This window comes from Jeotgalibacillus sp. 10bf12, assembly GCF_055597105.1.
In genome coordinates, this window is sequence record NZ_CP200276.1 from 272,558 (window position 1) to 295,562 (window position 23,005).

The window sequence follows — 23,005 nt, forward strand, 5'->3', positions numbered from 1 at the left end:
ACAAATTAATTTTACTGGACAAATTCCCAAAGATCATTAAGTGTAGCGGAGCGGAAGGCGGCGACTCCGGGACGAGTAGCGGGACAGCTGAGACCCCGCAGGCGCTCGCGCTGAGGAGGCTCAGCGACCGCCGTCCAGAAAGCGTCCGCCTGAAGCGCAGCGAAACGATTCGAGAGTCTGAGACATCATTGTCCCAGGCTCTTTTTTTCAGCTATAATAAACTGTATAAGCAACACTCAGGAGGAAAAAATGGATATATTTGATATAGCAAAGCTCGCAGGCGTCTCAAGGAAAACCGTGCAGCGGGTATTGAACGACTCACCACAGGTAAAAAAAGAAACGCGTGAACGCATTCTTCAAATTATGAATGAACACAACTACCACCCTAACGTATCTGCAAGACGTCTCACAAAAAAGAAAACACAGACACTCGGATTATTCATTATTCAGGATCCTGAAAAACATAATATTTACGCAGATGATCTCTTTTACAGCACAGTCATCAGCAGCATGATCAGCTCGTGTGCGGACCACGGCTACAACGTACTTGTGACAACATCAACCATTGACAACACGGCTCCTATTTTAAAACTGTACAGAGAGAAAAGCATTGATGCAGGCATGATCATCAGCTGGTCGAGCGTTCAGAAAACAGTTGATGAAATCAGAGCTGCCGGCTTTTTGATCGGTGTGTTTGACCAGAATAATCTGGATCCGGATCAGCAGGATATTCCGGTACCGACTTTATTAAATGAAGAATCTTCTTTCCGTGCGACTCAATATCTGATTGACCTTGGTCACAAGCAGATTGGCATCATTACCGGCGAGCAGGAAAACCGTGCAGCAGTTGAGCGTCTCGATGGATACAGACGGGCGTTGCAGCTGGCAGATCTTGAGGAAGGTCCCGTTTATACAGGCAGCTTTGTTGAACAGTCCGGGTATGAGGCGACTTTGGAGTGGATTGAAAAAGGTGTACTTCCGACAGCTGTTGTCTGTTCAAATGATCTCATTGCGATCGGTGCTCTAAAGGCGCTTAGTGAACGCGGGATCTCTGTACCAAAGCAGATTTCATTAATCGGTTTTGATAACATCAGATTGACTGAATATACGAACCCTTCCCTCACCACGATGCAGCTGCCCAGGGTTGAAATGGCAGCATACTTGGTTGAGCAGCTGATTCACCGGGTAGAATATGGTGTCCCTGCGCTTGAGCATGATTTTACAGCTGCGTTAATTGAAAGGGATTCTTGCGCACCGATAAAAATAAACTGATTTTTCACACTAGATCAATAGTACCCTTTTACACATGAAGCATTCATTATTGAAAAAACAGGTTGTCAAAAATGATGAATGCTTTTATAGTTATAATCAAATGTCCCACGTAGGACAAAAATGAAGGAGGCAATTGAATGTTAAAAAAGAGTAGCGCACTGCTGTTAGTCTTCTCGCTTTCTATGTCCAGTTTTGCAGGCACCGGTTTTGCCAAAAAGGACGCAGTCAATTTGAAAAATGATGTACTGAGTAATGAAGTCATTAAAGGTGACCTTCATATTACACCAGCTGCAGGAGAAAATATTACACTCGACAATGTGACGGTTGAAGGAACAGTTTACATAAAGGGTAAGGCACCAGAGAGTCTGACGATTAACGACTCCTCCCTCCAGACGCTTTCTGTTAACACGTCTTCTCACGACACATCATTTACAGTGTCAGGTGAATCAGTCATTGAACGCACGCTATATGACGGAAATGGTTCACTGACAGAAACAGAATTGACTGCTGAAGGATTTAAAAGTGTTTCTTTACTGAACGGTTCATCACTGGATCTGTCCGGTGAATTTACTTCAGTCACTGCTGAAGGTAAAAACAAGGGGCAATCAAAACAGCTGAATGAGCTATCTATTGATGGTGTAATCGACCGGTTAATTTTGAATGCGCTTACAGATGTCGATCACCCGCTTGACAGCCTGATCAAGTCACTTTACGCGTCACCGCTTGCAGCCGGTTCAACTTTAACTGGGGAAGGTTTAATTGAAGATGCTGAGCTTGAAACAGCGCTTGAACTGAATGGTGTCCCGACTCAGAATACTGAGGATTTCGTATCTCCATGGTCACTGGTCTGGCATGACGAATTCAACGGTACTGAAATCGACCGCTCTAAATGGGATTTCGAGATTGGTAATGGCTTCTATGATGCAAACGGTACATTTGTGCCAGGGTGGGGAAATAACGAAAAGCAGTATTACACTGACCGTCCTGAAAATGCAAAAACAGAAGACGGAAATCTTGTTATTACAGCTCTTGAAGAAGAGTATGAAGGTTTTTCATACACATCTGCACGCTTAAGAACCAAAGGACTTTTTGCAAAAACGTACGGAAAATTTGAAATGAAGGCCTCGCTTCCAACTGGAAAAGGCTACTGGCCTGCATTCTGGATGCTCCCTGAAGAAGACCGTTACGGCGGCTGGGCAGCATCAGGGGAAATTGATATTTTAGAAGCACAAGGAAGCAACCCTCACCACGCAATCGGCACCATTCACTACGGTGAGACATGGCCGAACAATAAGTACACGGGCGCAGAATACACCTTCCCGGATGGTTCAACAATCGCTGATGAGCACGTCTATTCAGTAGAGTGGGAGCCTGGAGAAATCCGCTGGTATGTAGACGGTGTACTGACTCAGACGCAGAATAACTGGTACAGCAAAGAGCAGAATGCTGCTGCTAACCATACGTACCCTGCTCCATTTGACCAGCCGTTCCACATGCTGCTGAACCTTGCAATTGGTGGTAACTTTGATGGAGATCCGACTGAAGAAACAATGTTCCCGCAGTCCATGAACGTAGATTATGTGCGTGTCTATGACCTGACAGGACGCGATTACATGACACCTGAACTTCCTGTCGTTGAAGCAGAGCCGCTTCCTGAAAATGCAAAGCTGCCACTAGAAGACGGCAACCTTGTTTACAACAATGATTTCACTGAAGACACTGGCTCTGTAAAAGGTGTGGAAGGCGTTCCTGGAACGGATCACTGGTACTTCCTTGCACTGCCTGACTTCGGTGGACAGGCTTCACTTTTACTTGATGAAGTAGATGGACAGACATTTGCAAAAGCCGATATTCAAAGCGGCGGTAATCAGCCTTATGCGATTCAGCTGATTCAGGACGTAACGATTGGAAAAGGCCGTTATTACAAAGTGAGCTTTGATGCAAAATCATCAGCGAACCGTGATATCAACGTAAAAGTAAGCGGTGACGCTGACAGAGATTACGCGACTTACTCAAGCAGCGAATCCTTCTCTCTGACAAATGAAGTACAGACTTACGAAACAGTTTTCCAGATGACAGAAGAAACCGACCTGAAGGCACGCCTTGAATTCAACCTCGGTCTATCAACACTTCCAGTCTGGATAGGCAACGTAAGAGTTGAAGAAACCACTGCACCTGATTTCGATCCGGATGCTTCAAAATCACCGCTTAAAAACGGAAACTTAATTTATAACGGAACATTTGACCAGGGCTTCCCTGACAGACTACTGTTCTGGCACGTTGATGGAGCTGGTGTCTCAGTTGATCCGGACAGCCGCGTGCTGAACGTGAACGGTTCCGGTGAGCTCGTTCAAAAAGGCATTCAGCTGCTAAGCGAAAGCCCTTATGAACTGGCGCTTGATGTAAAAGCAGATCAGCAAAGCGACGTTCAGATCGAACTGCTGAGCGAAGATGGTTCGACTGTTTATGCAAGCGAAACCGTAACAGCAGGTACTGAATGGTCAACGCAGAACGTCGCGTTCACAATGCCTGATGTCACAGACCTGAATGCACAGCTCATTGTTTCGTTTGATGGAGAAGGACATGTTGAACTTGATAACTTATCTTTGAAAAGAGTTGGCGGACCAGCAGGTGATGTATTGATTCAGAATGGAACGTTTAATGGCAGCCTTGAGCCATGGGAAACGTATGAACATTTTGATACCGATGCAACTGTGCAGAACGTTGATGGTCAGGCACTGATTCAGATTGGTCAACAGAGTGCGGAGCCCTGGGGCGTTCAGCTTTACCAGGAGAAACTGTCACTGCTTCCCGGAAAAACATATACGCTGAAGTTTGATGCGAGTTCTACTGTTGACCGTAAGATTGAAGTGACGCTTGAAACTATTAATTATGCAAGGTCACTATCTGAAATCGTCGAACTTACAGGCGATGAGCAGACGTACGAATTCACCTTTACTGCAGGGACTCAGGAAGCGCTCAGCCTGAAGTTTCTAATGGGCACGATTGCCTGTGAAGCAAATGAAGCGCATGACATTAAGATTGATAATGTAACACTGGAATAGGAAAAAGCCGAGATGCGGGGGAAAAACTGTCCCCGGTCTCGGCTTTTTTTGAGGTGTGTGGTAGTGCGGGCGGGCGTGTGAATTAATCAAAAGGTGATGGAATCCGCTTAAAAGATGATGGAATCACGGCAATTGATGACGCAATCCCCGTCGCCGCGGCTGCCAGACGCCGAATAAACTAAAAGGTGCTGGAATTAATTGAAAAGGTGATAGATATATCCCCATTGCCGATCCAATTAATCCCGGTCACCCTCAGCTGCCTTCCGCTTCATCATCCACCATCTGCTTCCCAAACTGCCCTTTCACCATATCTTCCATCGGCGGGTTATGCAGCCCCATCCGTACGTCACGGTAATAGCGCTGCATCGGACTTTTCGCAGACATACTCTGAGGTCCGACGATTCGCATTGATTTTTCTACAATATCGATTGCAGCATTTGTTACTTGCACTTTAGCTGAGCTTAAGAGCGCACGCACATCCTCTTTATTTTCAGCCCGCTCATAGCTTTCAGCTGTATGATAAAGCACCTGTCTCGCACTTAACAGCTTCACCTGCAGATCCCCGAGCTTTTCCTGTACATTAGGCAGGCTGCCGATCGGTTCTCCCAATGAAGCAGGCTCATATGCGGCGGCAAAAGCAGTGGCGTCTTCAAGCGCAGCGCCTGCGATCCCGATATAGCATGCCGGTATATGAAGGAGCCAGCTCATTGGCGGCTTGGCACCGCCTTCTTTCCCGTCCTTTAACAGATACCGTTCAGGCACTTCAACTTTTTCCAAAACGAGATCATGGCTTGCTGTCCCGTGCATCCCGATGCTGTCCCAGGATTCTCTGATCGATACACCGTCAGCTTCGCCTGGAACAATAAAGGTTACCACTTGTTCTGTTCCTTTAATCACTGCTGTGACAAAGATATAATCAAGCATTGGTGCCAGAGATGTGTAGGATTTTTCTCCTGTGATCTCCCAGCCCGATTCAGTTTTAACAGCTGTCGTTTTTGGCAAGGCTCCTCTTGCAGGACTGCCTGCTCCTTTTTCAGTCGCAGCCGTATTAACGATTGCTCCATCTTTGATTTTTTCCAGGATAAAGTCGGCTGCTTCCTTCTTCCAGTGACGTCTTTCGCTGAACTCAAGCAGCGTACCCGTATGCCACCCTATAGAAAGCGCTGTTGCGGCACTCCCTTTTGCGATCGCTTCCTGACCAAGTACAAGTTCGTAAAGCCCTTCTCCCTGACCACCGAATTCCTTTGGCAGCGTCAATGTTGAGTAGCCGTGTTGAATCAGTTCTTTTATATTTTCTTCCGGATAAGCATTTGGTTCATCAAGTAAATGTTCACGTTTTTTAAATGAAGGAATAAGTCTGTTCAAGTCAGCCAGCATTCTCTTCTGTGCATCAGTTTTTGTAAAATCGTACACAAACATCACTCCTGCGTTTTATAGGACTCTGTTAAATGGGGCTGACGACCTCCACTTCAGGGGGACTTCACGGCCGGGCGGTGAGCCCGCAGGCTTCGCCATATGCCTCACCTGTCACTTCAGCCGCCCCCTTACGCTCCGCTCATCAGCTGTGCAGATACATTATTGGACTCTAACAAAGCTTTCGTATTATTTTACAGGACACCTTAATTAACACCAACCGATCTGCTCGGAAAAATCACGCGTGATGTGCTGCAGGCTTTGTATCTTTTGTGAGCAGTTTTTGAAGTGCTACTCTGCTTTGCGGCAGTGACAGATTTACGATTGTACCGGTGAAAAATGCAATCAGAATCGTCCCGATACCGACCGGACCACCTAATAGCCAGCCGATTGCAAGCGCAACAATCTCAATACTGCGGCGTACTTTAGACAGGTTCCATCCTGTTTTTCTCACAATCATCATCATAATTGTGTCACGCGGCCCTTCACCAAGATCTGCAGATACATAAATCCCGACACCATACCCCATCACGACAATACCTGTCAGCAAAATCGCAGTCGCACCGACGAGTGATTGCGGTTCCGGGATCAGCCAGTTAAAGAAATCAATAAATACTCCGATTAACAGCATATTCAGGATCGCACCAATGCGTGGCGGCTTTTTCGTCACAACCACCGTTAACCCGATAATCAGCGCACCGACTAAAATCGCCCATGTCCCGACTGTCAGGCCAAACTGCTGGAACAATCCGACATGCAGCACGTCCCACGGTCCAATACCGAGCTGCTGCCCTTTAATTGTCAGCGTAATGCCGAGCCCTAATATCACAAGACCTGTCAGGAAAAAGCTCCAGCGCAGCGTCTTTTCTCTTCTATTCATATAAAATCCTTCTTTCATTCATTTCAATCATATTTTCACTTAGACTACTTTAACATATTTGATATTTTTTTTGGTTAATAGGGATTTGTGGTGCTGGTTATGGCGGGTTCGGCGAAAAACGTGTAATGTTCGGGGGATGGAGGCTGAGGTTCGACAGTAAATGCTCGATGTTCGAAGGTTAAACAGTTGTGTTCAACGTTTAACCAGCCTTGTTCGACGCTTAGTGAAAATATACCTATACCATCTTTCAACAAAAAAATCTGCCCTGCTAAGAGGACAGATTTCTTATCAAAAGTTATACTGTAAAGCCTGCTGGCGCATCTTTTACAACGACAATGACTTTACCTTCATCAAGTTTTTCTTCTAAGCCTTCTGCTTCAGTAGCTGTGAAACCAAGATCTTTGAACTGGTCACGCAGCTCGTCGCCTTTTTTGCTGAAAATGTTTTTCGCTTTTGTTGCGAATCCGCCTGGCGTATTTGCGTCAGCGTTGTCCGCAATTCGTTTTGTACGGTCGTCATCATGTGTTACGACATAGATCGTATCCTCGTTAACACCTTTTGCTTTAATGGAGCCAATTGCATTTACTACTTCCTCATCGTTTGTGAACTCTTTGTAAAATAGACTCATGCTTATCTCCTCCTGGTTAATTGCTTTAAATTGCTCTACAGAACAATTCTACCCGGCAAGAGAAATAGTTAAACTTTCGAAACTTTTTTAAGTCAGCGCTGCAAAAGCTCCACCCGTGACATGACTGAGGTCATCGGGGTTTATTTCAATTTGTTTACCAATCTGTCCAGCACTTACCAAAATGGATTTTTGCATTCTGGCAGTCTCATCTATAAAAGTAGGAAACTGCTTTTTCATACCGATTGGAGAACAACCGCCTTTTATGTATCCGGTAATTTGCTGAAGGCTTTTCACCTGGATCATTTCCACTTTCTTTTCACCTGCTGAAGCTGCGGCTTTTTTAAGATTCAGCTCACGGTCTACAGGGATCACAAACACATAGTACTGCTTTGATGTTCCTTGAGCGACAAGGGTTTTAAAGACTTCTTCTGTTTTACGTCCGACTTTTTCAGCGACTGACACACCATCCGTCAGACCGTCCTTTGAATCGTAGGATGTTGTGCCGTAGAAAATAGATGCGGCATCAAGTATTCTCATTGCATTCGTCTTGCCTTTTGCCATGACCTAACGCCCCTTTGTTTTTTCTGATTATTTTTATTTTACACGAATCCGGCTAAACCGTTTTACAATTTTCACTTGAGGCTCTATGATTATTTTGGATAGCGAAATATTCATTTCATATAAACGGTGTTGATCTCCGCGGAGGACTGCGCTTTCCTGCCCCCGGGCGGCGAGCCCGCAGGCTTCGCCATGCTTGGTCTCACCTGTCCCTTCCTGGGGCGGGAGTCTCCATCCTCCACTACGATCACCACCTGAATTTATCTAAATATGCTCTTAGACTCAGCCATTATATTTTCACAAAATGAAGCGTTGTTTCTAACAACTTCAGATAGTGATATTGAAACTTAACAAAATTCATTATTGTATCTGCACAGCTGATGAACGGAGCGTAAGGCGGCGACTCCAGCGGCGGAAAAGGGACAGGTGAGACTCTGGAATGCGCAGCATGGAAGTGGCTCACCGCCCGGCCGCGGAAAGCGTCCGCCTGAAGCGGAGTTCATCAGCCACTATTGACAAAGCTAAACAGAAAGTAAGAGGTTTTAACATGACAGATATAAAAGAAGTACCTGATAGTCAGAAGAAGAAGCTGACTTTTTTAATTTGTTTGATACTCGCGTTTACAGTGATGAATGGGACAATGTTCAATGTGGCGATTCCGGATATCGCTGCAGATTTTGATTTGTCCCCTTCCCAGGTCAGCTGGGTGCTGACCGGATATATTTTAGTGTTTGCGATCGGATCGCTGATGTACGGAAAGCTTGCCGACCTGTTTGCCATCCGCACGTTATTTACGGTTGGGATTTCACTTTTTGCAATTGGTTCTTTACTTGGATTTTTATCGCCAAACTTCCCTATGCTAATTGTGGCGAGGATCTTTCAGGCGATGGGTGGCGCGAGTATTCCTGCGCTCTCATTTATTATTCCGGCGAGGTTTATGCCTTCTAGCCGCGGTAAAGTTTTTGGATATGTCGCATCGACTGTGGCATTCGCTTCAGGAGTTGGGCCGATTGTCGGCGGATTGATCGGAGGTGTGCTGGACTGGCGCTTCCTATTCATCCTGTCCATGATGTCTGCGCTGTCTATTCCGCTTTTCAGAAAGTGGCTGCCTGCTGAGGAGAGACAACAGGGCAGTATTGATATCCCCGGGGCGATTTTAATTGCAATCACTGTGGCGAGCTTGCTATTTGTGATTACAACCTATACATTATGGCTTCTTGCTGTGACGGCTGTTGCCGGAGGATTATTCGTTTGGTGGACACTGAAGGCAAAGAATCCGTTTATTCAGCCTGCGATATTGAAAAATAAGCGCTATACAGTGACTGTCCTCACAAGCTTTTTCGGAACTTCCTGCCTGTTCGGCCTGATTTTTATCATCCCGATTATGCTGCGTGATTTAAATGCGCTATCGACAATTGGTATTGGGCTTGTACTTTTTCCTGGTGCAATTATTTCAGGATTTCTTGGCCAGTATGGCGGTCGTGTAATCGATCAGCGAGGCGGCGTGCCGGTTGTGATTACAGCTTTATTATTAATCGCTGGCGGCTGTCTGCTCATTTCAACATTTGCGGGCAGTCAGGCGTGGATTATTTCTATTTGTATGCTGGTTGCATACCTGGGCTTCCCGCTCGTACAGAGTTCAACTGCTGACATCCTTTCGTCAACACTAAGCCGTGAGGAAAACGGGGTTGGTATCGGCCTGTTCAACCTGCTGAACTTTATGGGCGGTGCATTTGCCAGTGCAATCTTTGGTGCCGTTCTTGAGATCCAGGGTGTGACGCTGAGGCTGAATCCACTCTCATCAAGTGGAGAAAATGTCATTTACAGTAATCTGTTTCTTGTGTTGACGCTACTTGCTACTGCAAGTGTGACATTCTTTATGATTTTTTATAAGAGAGCTTCTGCTAAAAGTGTAGAAATGGGTTAGACAATATTCAGGCGGTTCTCGGGGACGGAGGTCAGTGCGCCGCTTGTAGAATCATGACAAAAAAGGGCCAGTCAACTCCGTCCCGGCTGTGCCGCTATCAAAAAAAGCGTTTCCCACCATCAACCGGAGGGAAACGCTTTTTCTTATAGTTTCAAGTTTTTCAGGGCATCAGCAAGAGCTGTGTTAACCGGCTCTTCTTTGTCCTGTTTTTTCATATACTTCTTTACGTCCTGCTTACCAGCTTTGTTTTTCTGATTTTCTTTACGGCGCTTCTGAAAGGCATCCATTTTCTCACGGTAGCCGCAGACACAGCTGAATGTCTGAGCATCACCTTCACCACGCAGGTCCATTTTCTTTTTACATTTCGGACAGCGCGCATTGGTTTTCTTGGCAATGTTCTTACGGTGGCCGCATTCACGGTCCTGACAGACAAGCATTTTGCCATTCTTTCCGTTTACTTCAAGCATCAGCTTCCCGCAGTCAGGGCAGTGTGTACCTGTCATATTGTCGTGTTTGTATTGCGCTTTACTGTTTTTAATTGAGCGCACCACGTCTTTAGAGAACTGCGTCATTTCGCTCATAAATGCCTGCTGCTTCAGTTTGCCGTCAGCAATGGCTGAAAGCTTCTGCTCCCACTCAGCGGTCAGCGCAGGTGATCTTAACTCTTCCGGTACAAGATCAAGCAGCTGGCGTCCTTTTGATGTAAGGAAAATGTCATTGCCACGCTTTTCGATTAAAAAGCTGTTGAATAGCTTTTCAATAATATCAGCGCGGGTTGCAACTGTGCCGAGTCCGCCGGTTTCTCCAAGCTTTTCAACGAGCTCTTTCTTTTCACCCTGCATATACGCTTTCGGGTTTTCCATCGCTGACAGGAGTGTTCCTTCATTAAATCTTGCAGGCGGCTGGGTTTCCCCGGTTGTGATGCTGATATTCTGCACATTCAGGCGGCTGCCTTTTTCAACGTCCGGCAGTGCCGCATGCTGTTCCTCTTCACTTTGATCCAGCTCTTTAAAACCAAGCTTGATGGGAATAGTTCCTTTGGCAGTAAAGGTTTCCCCACTGATCTCAGCTGTTACGACTGTCTGCTCATATTCATAAGGAGGCATCAGTACAGCAAGGAAGCGCTCAGCAATCAGGCTGTAGATTTTCCATTCACGGTCATTAAGCTTCTCAGTCCGCAGTGTTTCCTCTGTCGGAATAATTGCATGGTGATCAGACACTTTAGCATCATTGATAAAACTGCCTGCTTTAATCGGCTTACGCAGCAGCTTTACAACGTGCGGTGCGTATGGCTGCACTTTCATCCCTTTCAGACGGTCAGCAAGCGTCTCCGTCATATCAGATGACAGAAAGCGTGAGTCTGTTCTCGGATATGTCACGAGCTTATGCTGTTCATATAATTTCTGCAAGATGGAAAGCGTTTCTTTTGCTGAAAAATGATAGCGTTTGTGCGCGTCACGCTGCAGCTCAGTCAGGTCGTATAAAGGTTTTGGATACGTCTTTTTCGGCGTCTTTTTCACATCTTTAATGACCAGTTCATGGCCTTTTGTCTTCTCTAAAAGGTTGTCCACTTTTTGCTGATCAAACGTTTGATTGGTTTTTCCGTCTGTCCATTTAAGCGTCAGTCCACCAGCTTTTGCCTGCAGTCCATAAAACTTTTTCGGCTTAAATTGCTTAATTTCTTCTTCACGTATTGCGATCATGGCAATCGTCGGCGTCTGAACACGGCCTGATGACAGCTGTGCGTTAAATTTCGTTGTCAGTGCACGCGTTGCGTTGATTCCTACAATCCAGTCAGCTTCAGCGCGGGCGACAGCTGAATGATAAAGCGGCACATAGCGGTCGCCGTCTTTTAAGTTATTGAAACCTTCCCGAATGGCTTTATCCGTTACTGATGAAATCCATAGACGTTTGACCGGTTTATTCACTCTTGCCTTCTCTAATATCCAGCGCGCAACAAGTTCCCCTTCACGCCCTGCATCAGTTGCAATGACGATCTCACCGACATCTTCGCGCGTCAGCTGGCTTTTAACTGACTGAAACTGTTTCCCGGTTTTCTTGATCACAACAAGCTTCATTTCATTTGGCAGGATTGGCAGATCTTCAAGTCGCCATGACTGATACTGATCTCCATAGTGATCCGGGTCTGCATGTGTCACTAAATGGCCAAGGGCCCATGTAACGATGTATTTGTCTCCTTCAAGATAACCGTTGCCTTTTTTATGACAGTTCAGCACGCGTGCAATATCGCGGCCAACTGACGGCTTTTCAGCCAGTACGACTGTTTTCTTCATTGTCAAATCCGTCCTTTTTTGAGTTGAATTCTGTTAGTGAGTATAACATATTTAAAGTGGTCTGATGGGTATTGGTGCAAGTTCAGCCCGGATCGCTACTGCGTGACCGAATGATTGCTACAAATTTCCGGGTGTATCACGACAATTCAAGGACAGATTGCTACAACTCCATCAAAAACACCAACAAACTGCCCTACCCGCGAGCCCTCACACCATTAAAAAATCCGGAAAGCACACTAGCGCTTTCCGGATTCAAATGAATTATTTGTTCCCATTCATCTTTTGCTTAACCTTCTCGACTTCCTTCGTTTGTGCAGTGAGTCTGATCAGGATATCTCCAGGATTAATGACTTCTTCCCACTCTTTTACGAATGGTTCAAAGTGGCCTGTTTTGTTCAATACACCAATCAGCAGGTCGTCCTCGTTAATTTCTTCTTTATATTTCTCATACGTATATTGTTCAGTGATCTGTGTTTTTCTAAATACGTGACCACTTTCGACGCGCCGATTCAGTTCCTGCAGCGTCGCTTTTTCATTAAACAGCACCCTTCCCCCAACGGTATGACGCAGTCCAGCTAAGTCAGCATCATGCGTTTTTTCCATTGAAACCTGGAACAAATGCTTGCGTCCGATTGACGGTGTAAATGTTGAACATACTAATGCGTTATATGAATCCAGTGAAGTCGCAGCGATGATTGACTCATATGGTGTCATATCCAGCTTGTATTCAGTCTGTTCAGATAAAAGTTCTCCGTGAAATGTCGGCACACCTCTTTGTCTTGCAGGTGCAAGGTTACGCCAGGTTGAATCAACAAGAATAACAGGCACCTTCATTTCGTGTAATGTGTGCGTCAGTCCTCTTGTAAAGGAGTTGCCTCCAACGACAATCACACCCGGCCCTTCATCATTTGCGAGCTTCAGCTTCTTCGCTACCCAGCCGATTGAGAAACCGTGGGCAACGACTGTTGAGAAGACAAGTGCAAATGTTAAAGCAGTCAGAAGCTCAGCATCCTCAAACCCTGTATCCAGCAGGACTGATGCGAAATAACCGGAAACTGTCAGTGCGACAATTCCACGCGGCGCAATCCAGCCGACAAGTGTCCGCTCCTGCCAGGAGAGGTCGGTCCCAATGGTCGACAGCCAAATGGATAGCGGTCTCACAATAATCAGCATCAAGACAACGTAGCCGATAATTCTCAAGTTAAAGATCTCAAGTAACGTTTCCACCTGAAGTGAAGCCGTCAGCATAATGAAAATCGTTGAGATCAGCAGGACTGAAATGTTTTCTTTGAAATGGCGCATATCACCGATAGAAGAGATATGCATATTTGCCATGGTCATTCCCATTGCTGTAACAGAAAGCAGTCCCGTTTCATGCATGACTTCATCTGCCACACTGAAACAGAACAGGACGACAGCAAATAATACAGGCGACTTCAGGAATTCAGGAATATATCCCTTTTCAAACATCCAGCCCATTCCACGTCCGAGTACCCAGCCGAGAACCGTCGCAAATCCAGCCGCTCCAAAGAATAATAGCAGATTGGCAAACGTCACTGATTCATCGACAAAGAACAGAATAATCTGAAATGCGAAAAGTGCGAGAAGGACGCCAAATGGATCAACAATAATGCCTTCCCATTTTAGAATCTTCGCAGGCCTTGGTTTAAGCTTGGCCTGTCTCAGCAACGGTAAAATCACAGTAGGTCCAGTTACAATGAACAATCCACCAATGACAAACGCCACCGGTAAAGACAACCCTGCTATGTAATGTGCTGTTAATGAACCGAGAATCCAGGCGATAAATGCCCCGAACGTAACGATTCGGAAAACAGGCTTCCCGAGATCACGAATCTCCCGGAAATCCAGCTGCAGACTTCCTTCAAATAAAATAATGGCAACAGCCATTGAAATAATCGGTCCGTACAAATCCCCAAATTCCTGTTCCGGGTTAATAAGCCCAAATACAGGGCCTACGATAATACCGGCAACCGACATCACAACAATTGCAGGCAAACGGATCCTCCATGAGAGCCATTGTGAAAGGATTCCTAAAAAGACGACAAGCATCGCCGTAAATAACAAAGAATCAAACAATTCCGTGACACCACCTTTAAATTCAAACTGATATGCCTAATACTTTAACAGTTATCGCAGTTGATAAGAAGAATTAAGTCTCTATCTGACTTCTTTTTGTATTTTCAATTTCACCGGATTGATAGATCGCAACAGATGGATATGTTCCGTTTAACGCCTTTTCCGTCATCGCAAGTGCCAGCTGGGAGGCTCTGATTCCCTTATAGGTTTTAAGAGGACCGACCATTGCCCAGCCCGCAAAAGTCATCGCCTTCTCAGCTGCTGACTCCTTCACACGGTATTCACTTGGATCCGTCAGTAAAATAGAAGGTCGAAAAATATGCAGCGAGGGGAAATTAAGCTTTTGAAGCTGCCGTTCATACTTTCCGTAATGCCGGTTGAGCTTAAGGACTGAACGGGCATCTGCACCCATAGAAGATAACACAAGGTATTGTGCAGCATTACTCTTTTTAACTGCAGCAGCAAGCTTAAGCGGATCAAACCACCGGTCATGTCCAGTCGGCTGAATACAGCAGAATACGTCATCGACCACACCGAAATGAGCCGCTTCTATATATCTGAAATCAATAATCCGTTCTGACATTTTCTCATGACTGTACGGCGTTTTACTTTCAGACAGAACGATCACTTCATCATAAACACGGCGTGAACATAGTTCTTTAATCAGCTCATAGCCTGTTGCTGTTTGTGAGCCGATAACCGTTGCGGTTCTTGACCTCATCCTGTTCACCGCCTTTATCATTATATCGACAACTATCTCGATTTCTAAACAATTCAGGCGGTATGGATGTGCTTTAAGAATCTAAAAAAAGCTATGTGTCAAGCGTACAACACATAGCTTTCCCAATGATTCATATTATTGATCCAACAGCTTCACGCTTACTTTCACATCAAGCTCCTGTTCTCCACCGCGGTATACCCCCTGCAGCGGGCTGACGTCAGCATAATCACGGCCGACCCCAATTCTGATATGATTTTCAAGTGCTTCTACATTGTTTGTCGGATCAAGACCAACCCAACCGATCCCCGGCACCATGACTTCGACCCACGCGTGAGTGGCTGCATCCCCAACAAGCGCTGAGTCTTCGCCTACATAAAGGTAACCACTGATATATCTGGCTGGGATGTTATGTGCTCTCAGTAACCCGATCATCACATGCGCATAATCCTGGCATACGCCTTGGCACCCTTCAATCGATTCAGTTGCTTTTGTGTTCACATTAGTTGCTTCAGGATCATACGTGAACAGATCATATACGTATTTCATCAGATCAAGTGAAAATCTCACAGGGTTCTCAGTATTGCCAATTTCATTAATCACTTTGTTTATCTGATCCTGCGTGACAAATGTATACATGGTCTGATTTAAAAAAGGGAGATACTGCTGTCTGAAAATTTTAGAACGGAAAATAGATTGCATCTCAGGTGAGTAATCGATCCGCTCGATAAATGGACTTCGCTGGATACTGATTGTTGATACCGTCTTCACTTCAAGTGCCTGGTGCATTTCAGCAATAAAGAAAGACTCAACGTTATTGCCCCAGATATCCTGGTACTCTTTTGTTAAAGCAGCCGGCGTCAGTTCTGTACGGTATGCAAGCAGCCGCTGACATTCGTCTGTTCTCGGCTTCAGTCTGATCTCATTCATACTCTGATCTACTGTTGTTGAATAGTTAAATGAATTGATATGTGTAATTTCGTATTTCATCGGTCGTCCGCTCCCTCGTGTTGTGAGTTTCTCCTCTTGAGTCTTACCCTTTCAAGAAGATTTAGACGGTTCGACGAGATAATAAGTCTCAGAAAAAATGCGCCCGATGTCATTACACTTGTTCTGGAAATCATCCAGAAAAGCACTGATGCCCTCTTCTTTTAAAGATCTGATCTTCTGCTCGTCAAACTCGTCAATGATCAAATCCAGTGCCGCATACATCCTCCATGAATAGTGCGAAACGCGTCCGCCCTCAAGAGAAATAACCGACTCTCTGATATGGTCTATGCAATATTGAATCGCCCGCGGGAATGAAAAATCTGAAATAAGGAAAGTTAAAACATCTCTTTCATTCATTCTAGGCGGATACTTTTTTAAATATTCCTCATATCCATTTACCAGCTGAAGAGCAGAGCGCCAGTAATAATAATTGGTCCCATCTGCTTTTTGTCTGTCAGCTGTGGACTGATCATTTAAGATATTTAAAATTCTTGCTGTTTTCTCGGCCCGTTCAAGCCATTTAGCAACATTGAAAAATCTGTATGGAACACCGCGCGTCATCATGGAATCCACAATTCCGTGTGACGTCAGCGCCGCGATTTTTACTTTGTTTAAAAAGTGCTGGATATCTCTTAATGACCCTTCTGAGATTTTAATTTCAGTCATTTCAAGGTAAAGGTTATTCCAGACTTCAAATAAATCGTTCGGGATAATGTCACGGGTCGTTCTTGCATTTTCCCTTGCAAATTTAATACAGCTTAAGATCGAGTTCGGATTCGCTTCCGAAAAAGCCAGATAATCGATCATATGACTGGTACTCATTTTAGGATACAGGCGATTGAAATCCGCTACAGAACCGCAGATTTCAAGAACTGTTTCCCAGTCATGACGTGCCATCGTCTCTTCAGAAGAAGCTTCAAGCATCTGAATAAGCTGTACACCAAGCACACGTGCATTATTTTCTGCACGTTCGATATTCCGTGACATCCAGTAAAGTGAATCAGCTACTCTGCTCAGCATGATTGCTTTCGCCTCCTTTTAACACCCAGGTGTCTTTTCCGCCGCCACCCTGTGATGAATTTACGACAAGTGAGCCTTCCTTCAGCGCAACCCTTGATAGTCCGCCTGGCAGCACATGCGTTTTCTTTCCTCTCATCACGAATACACGCAGATCCACGTGACATGGATAAAAGCGTCCATCCTGGAAGGCAGGCGCCCTTGAAAGCTGAATGGTTGGCTGCGCAATATACTGATGCGGTTCTTCTTCAATCTTCTTTTTGAAACGGTCAATCTCTTCATTTGTAGCATGAGGACCGATCAGCATATCGTAACCGCCGGAAGCCCCTACATTTTTCACAACAAGCTGATCAAGATTTTCAAGCGCCCACTTACGCTGCTCGACGTTCCTCATAAAATACGTATCTACATTTGGAATGATCGGATCTTCATTTAAATAGTAGCGGATCATCTCAGGGACAAACGCATACATTGCCTTATCATCTGCTACACCGTTTCCGACACCATTTAATATCGATACATTTCCTTTTTTATACGCGCTCATTAAACCGGGTACACCAAGCGCTGAATCTTTATTAAATACCTGAGGATCCAGGAATTCATCATCTATACGGCGATAAATAATATCAACACGCTGCATGCCGCGGATCGTTTTGACGTATACAATATTGTCTCTGACATAAAGGTCACGCCCCTCAACAAGCTCAATCCCCATCTGCTGCGCGAGAAATACGTGGTCGTAATAAGCTGAATTATACATACCAGGAGTTAAAAGCACCGCTCTCGGCTCGTGGAGACAATTGATCGGGCAATGATCAAGTACAGCATCATGCATATGAGAAAGCTGATGTTCGAGTGAATGAATGCTGTGACGGTTAAAGAATTCAGGATATACCTGACGCATCACATAACGGTTCTGATAGACGTAAGACATACCTGAAGGGTTTCTCAGGTTATCTTCAAGCACACGATATGTACCTTCCTGATCGCGAATTAAATCGATACCTGCCAGAAAAATGTGATTTTTGAGCGGTACATCGATGCCTGTTACCTGTTTTTTCAGATAATGGGGGTTTTGCTCGACAAACTCTCTTGGAATCACGCCAGCTTTTACAATCTCTGCATCGTGGTATACATCATCAAGAAAACGATTGAGCGCTTCAACACGCTGCCTCATTCCTTTCTCTATCATCGTCCAGGTTTCAGGCGGCATGATAATCGGAATAAAGTCAAATGGCATCGTGCGCTCTGTACCTATGTTATCGTTGTATACCGTAAATGTGATCCCCTGTCTTAAAAAGCTGAGCTGGGCTGTTTCATGCTTTTCCTTCAGTTCGGCTTCACTGAACTGGTCCATGACTTTGTGAAAATCCTGATAGTGCGGCCTGACTGAGCCGTCTTTTTCAAGCATTTCATCAAAATTTCTTTCAGACTGATACGGCTTGAACATTTACCTGTCCCCCTTTAAGATATCTTTCTAAAGCCGGCGGTTAATTGCAGCGAGAGGGGGACGCTTTCCGCGGCAGCGCGGTGAGCCTGCAGGCTTCGCCTAGGCCTCACACGTCCCTTCCTGCGAGCCGCCCCCTTACGCTGCAATCAACAGCACTTGGTTAGCTTTTAAAAGTTTTATCGATAAATCATAAAAAACAATCATTAGTACTACATCACTCTTTCAACAAATGAGAACAAAATTCCTCTAAATTTTCTGAAAATACTTTATTCTTTACCCTTCTTCTGTTTATCATAAGCGTATCAGATTAAGTTTTGTCGAGATAAAAGTAAATTTGTTAGAATGGAAAAATGGAGGGATACTGATGACACAAAGTGAGATTCAGAACAGAATTGCTGAATTAAAAATGGACTATATCAGAGCACAGGATGATCTTGAGAAGCTCGAATCAGTCGGACGTGACGGGGCGTCAGCTCAAAAACGACTTACGCTGATTGAGGAAGAGCTTTCTGAGCTGAGAAGACTTGAAGAATAAGCAGCGACAGCCGGTTGCCGGATGAGGCAATCGGCTATTTGTTTCCTCAAAAACAGGTTTCGTATATAATTTGACTATACATGTACAAGGAAAGCAGGTTGATCTATGACTCTTCCACTAGAGGAGCCGGTACTCGTTTTTGGACTGGCTGTCATTATTTTTCTTATCTCACCATTTCTGATGAGTAAGCTCCGGATCCCTGGGATTATCGGACCAATTATTGCCGGGGTGGTTATCGGGCCTAACGGACTTGGTCTGTTAGAGCGCGGAGAGACAATCCAGCTCTTAGGTACAGTCGGCCTTTTATTCATTATTTTCATTGCAGGACTTGAGCTTGATATTGATGGATTTAAAAAGTACCGGTCAAGAAGTATTTTATTCGGTCTGCTTTCATTTTTCATTCCTTTATTATTCGGTACAGCATTAGCCTATTATCTGGGCTTTTCATTCAGTGCAGCCATTTTACTCGGCTCAATCGTGGGCTCACATACATTGCTTGCCTATCCGATTGCTTCAAGACTTGGCATTGCAAAAAATAAAGCCGTAACCACAGCGATTGGCGGAACGCTTTTAACGGATACATTCGCCATGCTTGTTCTTGCTGCAGTCGTTGGTCTTGCAGGTGGAGACACAAGTGCAGAATTCTGGTTCCGCCTGATTATTTCCACGATTATTTTTGGTCTCGTCGTACTTGTAGGTGCACCATTTACAGCTAAATGGTTTTTCAGAAACTCAAACAATGATGGACAGATGGAGTTTAACTTCGTTTTAACTGTCATGTTTGTAGCCGGGGCACTTGCACTCCTTGCAGGACTTGAACCAATTATCGGTGCTTTCCTGGCAGGCCTTGCGTTAAATCGCTATATTTACGACCACGGAACACTAATGAACAGAATCCGTTTCACCGGGAATGCACTCTTCATCCCGTTTTTCCTGCTGTCTGTCGGTATGCTCATGGATTTATCTGTGCTGTTTTCAAGTCTGGATGCATGGATCATGCTCGGTGTCGTGCTCGGGTCAGTGCTGATAGGTAAATCGATTGCGAGTATGGTAACCAGTAAAATCTATCATTATAACCGGCTGGAAAACCTGGTTATGATTGGACTCACCACGCCACAGGCTGCTGCGACACTTGCTGCGACGCTTGTCGGCTTTGAAATCGGACTGCTGAATGTGGCAACAGTCAACGCAGTGATTGTCATGATTCTGCTTACCTGTATAACAGGTCCCTATCTGACTGAAAAGTTTGGACGAAAGCTTGCAGAAAGTGAAACACTTGAAGCGCCTCAGCTGAACGATGAGCGTCCGGAAAGAATTCTTATTCCTGTTGCCAATCCAAAAACCACGGAGACTTTACTCGACCTAAGCTTCGTAGTCAGACGTGCCAAAGCTTCAGAAGAACCGATTTACCCGCTAAGCGTTGTACAGCGGGACGTGAAATCTGTAAAGAATGCCGTCGCAAGCGCTGAGAAAATGCTGACACAGGCAATTGCCCATGCAGCAAGCGCTGAAATCCCGGCGAGGTCACTGATCAAAGTTGACCGGAACCCGGGACGTGGAATTGAACGGGCTGTAGCTGAAGAGCGGATTACAACCATTATTGCCGGGTGGAATGGGCAAAAGTCCACGAAGACCAAGCTCTTTGGCAGTGTGATTGATAACTTTCTGGATCATACAAATGAACGGGCAATGATTGTAAAGCTAGGACATCCGCTGAACACGACTGACCGGATTATGTTGTTAGTCCCGAGCGGCTCAGATCATAAACCCGGTTTTGCTGATGCCTTGAGAATTGTCAAAGGGATGGCAGCACAATTAAACACACTATTAGAGGTCCTGGTCATCCGTGATCAGACTGAAACTTACGAAAAAATACTCAGTGATATTAAACCAAATGTTACGACTGTCATTCACAGGCTCGCTTCCTGGCAGGAACTATACAAGCAGCCTGTTGAATCGTTACGCAAAAATGATTTAGTCATTGTGATGAGTGCCAGAAAAGGAACCATCGCGTGGCACCCGCAGCTTGATCAGCTCCCAAGCCGACTGGCCGTTGCCAATCCTGAAAGCTTTATTATCTTCTATCCGACAGAAACCGGCGAAACCGATGTCCGCGGAGCCCGTGGGACAGAAGTGCCAAAAGAAGTGTTATTCAGACGTGATTATGATTAACTAAAAAACACCCTTGGCCGCAGTTCGGCTAAGGGTGTTTTCGTTAACTGTGTACTTCTGCCTGACGCAATTTTGGTGCAGGCGTTTTTTGAAATAAACTTCTCCGGTCTCTCCAGACAAAGAAGAGCGATAGCAGAAATGCAAGTCCGTCTGCAATCGGGAAAGCAAGCCAGACACCGGTTAATCCAAGGAAGGTTGGCAGAATTAACACAAGCGGAATCAAAAAGATCAGCTGCCTTGCCATTGACAGGATAAAAGAAATCTTCGCCTTTCCAAGCGCCTGATACAAGCCCCCTGTGACCATCTGGAACCCGATAATCGGTACGATCAGGAAGATAAAGCGCATCGCCTCTTCCCCACCAGCAATTACTTGGGGATCTGTTGAGAAGACAGACATCATCGCCCCAGGGAACAGCATGGTTACCGCCCATACAAATATCGCCATGACAGTCGAGATTCCTATACCAAGCTTCAATGTTTCACTGACTCTGTGATGCAGCTTAGCTCCGTAATTATAGCCAATGATCGGCTGCATACCCTGGACAATCCCAAACATCGGAAGGATCGCAAACATCATAATGCGGTTAATAATCCCGAAGATCGCAACAGCAGACTCCCCACCGTAGATGACGAGCATCCAGTTCACTGCAATAAACATCAGACTTCCTGCAGTCTGCCGTACAAATGTAGCAGAACCGATCTGCGTGATTTCACGCACGACACGCCAGTCCGGTAAAAGACCGATCCATTTGAGTTCAAGTGAGCTTTTACCTGCACGGAAGTACAGATAAATCCAGATCGCTCCGACCGCCTGTGAGATTACTGTCGCAATCGCCGCTCCAGCCATACCCATATCCAGTGCAAAGATAAAGATCGGATCAAGTATGATATTTAATCCTGCAGAAATCACCATCGTCAGCATCGCCATCTTCGCATTTCCTTCAGAACGCACCACATTATTCATCGACATCGCAAACGCCTGGAAGATTGCTCCATACAAAATAATCGACAGGTACTCTGCTGCATAAGGAAGGATCTCTTCAGTCGCACCGAATGCCACCAGAATCGGTTCTAAAAATACGAGCGCCGCAACAACCATCAGAACACTCAGGAACCCGACAAGCCAAATCACATTTCCGAAAATCTTATTCGCTTCATCCAGCCTGTTCTCACCTAGGCGCCTTGAAATGATAGACGCACCACCAATTCCGATTGCTGCTGCAAATGCTGTAATAATCAGCTGCAGCGGAAAAGCAATTGAAAGTGCAGCAACCCCGACTGTTCCGACGCCTCTTGCAATGAAGAACGTATCCGCAATATTATAAAACGCCATCACGAACATTCCGATAAATGCCGGAACAGAAAATCGCACCATCAGTGATGGGATTTTTTCAGTTCCGAGCCTTTCACTCTGCTGCTTCATTCGATGTCACCTCTTCCCTTCCCTCGACTTCGCGTACTGCATTTCCGGCCATCCGCTTCAGCAGTTCTATCGCAAGCTTCTGTTCTTCTTCTGTAAAGCCTGATGTTAATGTTTCAGTCCAGTAGGTCATTTCCTTTTTCACAAATGATTCTATATCCTTTGCTTTTTCAGTCAGATAAATATAATTCGATCTTCTATCTGATTCATGTGGCATTCTTTTCACATAGCCCTCCGTCTCAAGCTTACGGACAGCACGCGCCACAGTTGCTTTATCAATATTTAACTCATTCGCCATATACTCCTGTGTCAAACCATCCTGTTCAAAAAGCATCATTAAAAATTTAATTTGCCCCTGCCCGATTCCATATTCAGCAAAGGTCTTACTTAAAAATATATAACTGTACCGGTGCACCGTTGACAGCCAGCGCCCGGCAGTATGTGCGTGTTTCATCAATATCATCCCATTTCTATTACACTGCTGATTAGTATAAACCCATTTAGTTGCATGCGCAACTTTACAGCTTCCGAAGGTTTTTATGGTGGCGGGAATAGGTTACATCCATTAT

The 23,005-nt window shown here is 45.3% G+C and carries 17 protein-coding genes; 5 read left to right on the top strand and 12 right to left on the bottom strand.

Features of this window, described 5'->3' with window-relative positions; all coding sequences use genetic code 11:
- The first annotated feature begins 249 nt into the window (after positions 1-249).
- Positions 250-1,272 (top strand): LacI family DNA-binding transcriptional regulator, encoded by a 1,023-nt coding sequence (locus DH10bf12_RS01250; protein WP_471736814.1) that lies wholly within the window; start codon positions 250-252, stop codon positions 1,270-1,272.
- A 137-nt stretch (positions 1,273-1,409) separates the two neighbouring features.
- Entirely contained in the window at positions 1,410-4,337 is a 2,928-nt protein-coding gene (locus tag DH10bf12_RS01255; protein ID WP_471736815.1) for a carbohydrate binding domain-containing protein, read from the top strand.
- Between the two features lie 252 nt (positions 4,338-4,589).
- Here the strand turns inward: DH10bf12_RS01255 and DH10bf12_RS01260 are convergent, their stop codons facing one another.
- From DH10bf12_RS01260 to ybaK, 4 genes are all read right to left on the bottom strand, one after another.
- On the bottom strand, positions 4,590-5,714 hold the full coding sequence (locus tag DH10bf12_RS01260) for an acyl-CoA dehydrogenase family protein (RefSeq protein ID WP_471738167.1): 1,125 nt from the start codon (positions 5,712-5,714) through the stop codon (positions 4,590-4,592).
- Between the two features lie 274 nt (positions 5,715-5,988).
- The gene (locus DH10bf12_RS01265) at positions 5,989-6,630 is read right to left on the bottom strand and encodes a YczE/YyaS/YitT family protein (protein ID WP_471736816.1); all 642 of its coding nucleotides are present in this window, start codon (positions 6,628-6,630) and stop codon (positions 5,989-5,991) included.
- 295 nt (positions 6,631-6,925) lie between these two features.
- A complete protein-coding gene (locus DH10bf12_RS01270; RefSeq protein WP_404405560.1) occupies positions 6,926-7,258 on the bottom strand; it encodes a YflT domain-containing protein in 333 nt (110 codons plus the stop codon).
- An 87-nt stretch (positions 7,259-7,345) separates the two neighbouring features.
- Positions 7,346-7,819: a Cys-tRNA(Pro) deacylase gene (ybaK, locus tag DH10bf12_RS01275; protein ID WP_471736817.1), complete on the bottom strand. Its 474-nt coding sequence runs from the start codon at positions 7,817-7,819 to the stop codon at positions 7,346-7,348.
- A 544-nt stretch (positions 7,820-8,363) separates the two neighbouring features.
- Here ybaK and DH10bf12_RS01280 point away from each other — a divergent pair.
- Entirely contained in the window at positions 8,364-9,743 is a 1,380-nt protein-coding gene (locus tag DH10bf12_RS01280) for an MFS transporter (protein WP_471736818.1), read from the top strand.
- A gap of 143 nt (positions 9,744-9,886) precedes the next feature.
- Here the strand turns inward: DH10bf12_RS01280 and DH10bf12_RS01285 are convergent, their stop codons facing one another.
- From DH10bf12_RS01285 to DH10bf12_RS01310, 6 genes are all read right to left on the bottom strand, one after another.
- Positions 9,887-12,037: a DNA topoisomerase III gene (locus DH10bf12_RS01285; RefSeq protein ID WP_471736819.1), complete on the bottom strand. Its 2,151-nt coding sequence runs from the start codon at positions 12,035-12,037 to the stop codon at positions 9,887-9,889.
- Positions 12,038-12,298: 261 nt separating this feature from the next.
- Positions 12,299-14,134: a cation:proton antiporter gene (locus tag DH10bf12_RS01290; RefSeq protein WP_471736820.1), complete on the bottom strand. Its 1,836-nt coding sequence runs from the start codon at positions 14,132-14,134 to the stop codon at positions 12,299-12,301.
- 73 nt (positions 14,135-14,207) lie between these two features.
- Complete coding sequence (locus DH10bf12_RS01295; RefSeq protein ID WP_471736821.1) at positions 14,208-14,855, bottom strand: Rossmann-fold NAD(P)-binding domain-containing protein; 648 nt, start codon at positions 14,853-14,855, stop codon at positions 14,208-14,210.
- A gap of 135 nt (positions 14,856-14,990) precedes the next feature.
- Entirely contained in the window at positions 14,991-15,842 is an 852-nt protein-coding gene (locus DH10bf12_RS01300; protein WP_471736822.1) for a transglutaminase family protein, read from the bottom strand.
- Between the two features lie 51 nt (positions 15,843-15,893).
- Positions 15,894-16,862, bottom strand: coding sequence for an alpha-E domain-containing protein (locus DH10bf12_RS01305; RefSeq protein WP_471736823.1), 969 nt, complete (start codon positions 16,860-16,862; stop codon positions 15,894-15,896).
- Positions 16,843-18,309: a circularly permuted type 2 ATP-grasp protein gene (locus tag DH10bf12_RS01310; RefSeq protein ID WP_471736824.1), complete on the bottom strand. Its 1,467-nt coding sequence runs from the start codon at positions 18,307-18,309 to the stop codon at positions 16,843-16,845. The genes DH10bf12_RS01305 and DH10bf12_RS01310 overlap by 20 nt, the downstream gene beginning before the upstream one ends.
- A 364-nt stretch (positions 18,310-18,673) precedes the next feature.
- On the opposite strand from DH10bf12_RS01310, the gene DH10bf12_RS01315 reads away from it, so the two are divergent.
- Both DH10bf12_RS01315 and DH10bf12_RS01320 read left to right on the top strand, forming a co-directional pair.
- On the top strand, positions 18,674-18,844 hold the full coding sequence (locus DH10bf12_RS01315) for an SE1832 family protein (protein ID WP_471736825.1): 171 nt from the start codon (positions 18,674-18,676) through the stop codon (positions 18,842-18,844).
- A 105-nt stretch (positions 18,845-18,949) separates the two neighbouring features.
- Positions 18,950-21,016, top strand: a complete 2,067-nt coding sequence (locus DH10bf12_RS01320; RefSeq protein WP_471736826.1) for a cation:proton antiporter domain-containing protein — start codon at positions 18,950-18,952, stop codon at positions 21,014-21,016.
- 43 nt (positions 21,017-21,059) lie between these two features.
- Here DH10bf12_RS01320 and DH10bf12_RS01325 read toward each other — a convergent pair whose 3' ends face one another.
- Together DH10bf12_RS01325 and DH10bf12_RS01330 are read right to left on the bottom strand one after the other, a co-directional pair.
- A complete protein-coding gene (locus DH10bf12_RS01325; protein WP_471736827.1) occupies positions 21,060-22,439 on the bottom strand; it encodes an MATE family efflux transporter in 1,380 nt (459 codons plus the stop codon).
- Positions 22,423-22,890, bottom strand: coding sequence for a MarR family winged helix-turn-helix transcriptional regulator (locus tag DH10bf12_RS01330; protein ID WP_471736828.1), 468 nt, complete (start codon positions 22,888-22,890; stop codon positions 22,423-22,425). The genes DH10bf12_RS01325 and DH10bf12_RS01330 overlap by 17 nt, the downstream gene beginning before the upstream one ends.
- Between the last annotated feature and the right edge of the window lie 115 nt (positions 22,891-23,005).

Excerpts from the sequence above, each read along its gene's own strand:
- DH10bf12_RS01270 (WP_404405560.1), bottom strand. The coding sequence starts at position 7,258 with ATGAGTCTATTTTACAAAGAGTTCACAAACGATGAGGAAGTAGTAAAT.
- DH10bf12_RS01285 (WP_471736819.1), bottom strand. The coding sequence starts at position 12,037 with ATGAAGAAAACAGTCGTACTGGCTGAAAAGCCGTCAGTTGGCCGCGAT.
- DH10bf12_RS01310 (WP_471736824.1), bottom strand. The coding sequence starts at position 18,309 with ATGTTCAAGCCGTATCAGTCTGAAAGAAATTTTGATGAAATGCTTGAA.
- DH10bf12_RS01300 (WP_471736822.1), bottom strand. The coding sequence starts at position 15,842 with ATGAAATACGAAATTACACATATCAATTCATTTAACTATTCAACAACA.
- DH10bf12_RS01320 (WP_471736826.1), top strand. The coding sequence starts at position 18,950 with ATGACTCTTCCACTAGAGGAGCCGGTACTCGTTTTTGGACTGGCTGTC.
- DH10bf12_RS01265 (WP_471736816.1), bottom strand. The coding sequence starts at position 6,630 with ATGAATAGAAGAGAAAAGACGCTGCGCTGGAGCTTTTTCCTGACAGGT.
- DH10bf12_RS01305 (WP_471736823.1), bottom strand. The coding sequence starts at position 16,862 with ATGCTGAGCAGAGTAGCTGATTCACTTTACTGGATGTCACGGAATATC.
- DH10bf12_RS01295 (WP_471736821.1), bottom strand. The coding sequence starts at position 14,855 with ATGAGGTCAAGAACCGCAACGGTTATCGGCTCACAAACAGCAACAGGC.
- ybaK (WP_471736817.1), bottom strand. The coding sequence starts at position 7,819 with ATGGCAAAAGGCAAGACGAATGCAATGAGAATACTTGATGCCGCATCT.
- DH10bf12_RS01330 (WP_471736828.1), bottom strand. The coding sequence starts at position 22,890 with ATGAAACACGCACATACTGCCGGGCGCTGGCTGTCAACGGTGCACCGG.
- DH10bf12_RS01260 (WP_471738167.1), bottom strand. The coding sequence starts at position 5,714 with ATGCTGGCTGACTTGAACAGACTTATTCCTTCATTTAAAAAACGTGAA.
- DH10bf12_RS01250 (WP_471736814.1), top strand. The coding sequence starts at position 250 with ATGGATATATTTGATATAGCAAAGCTCGCAGGCGTCTCAAGGAAAACC.
- DH10bf12_RS01255 (WP_471736815.1), top strand. The coding sequence starts at position 1,410 with ATGTTAAAAAAGAGTAGCGCACTGCTGTTAGTCTTCTCGCTTTCTATG.
- DH10bf12_RS01315 (WP_471736825.1), top strand. The coding sequence starts at position 18,674 with ATGACACAAAGTGAGATTCAGAACAGAATTGCTGAATTAAAAATGGAC.
- DH10bf12_RS01280 (WP_471736818.1), top strand. The coding sequence starts at position 8,364 with ATGACAGATATAAAAGAAGTACCTGATAGTCAGAAGAAGAAGCTGACT.
- DH10bf12_RS01325 (WP_471736827.1), bottom strand. The coding sequence starts at position 22,439 with ATGAAGCAGCAGAGTGAAAGGCTCGGAACTGAAAAAATCCCATCACTG.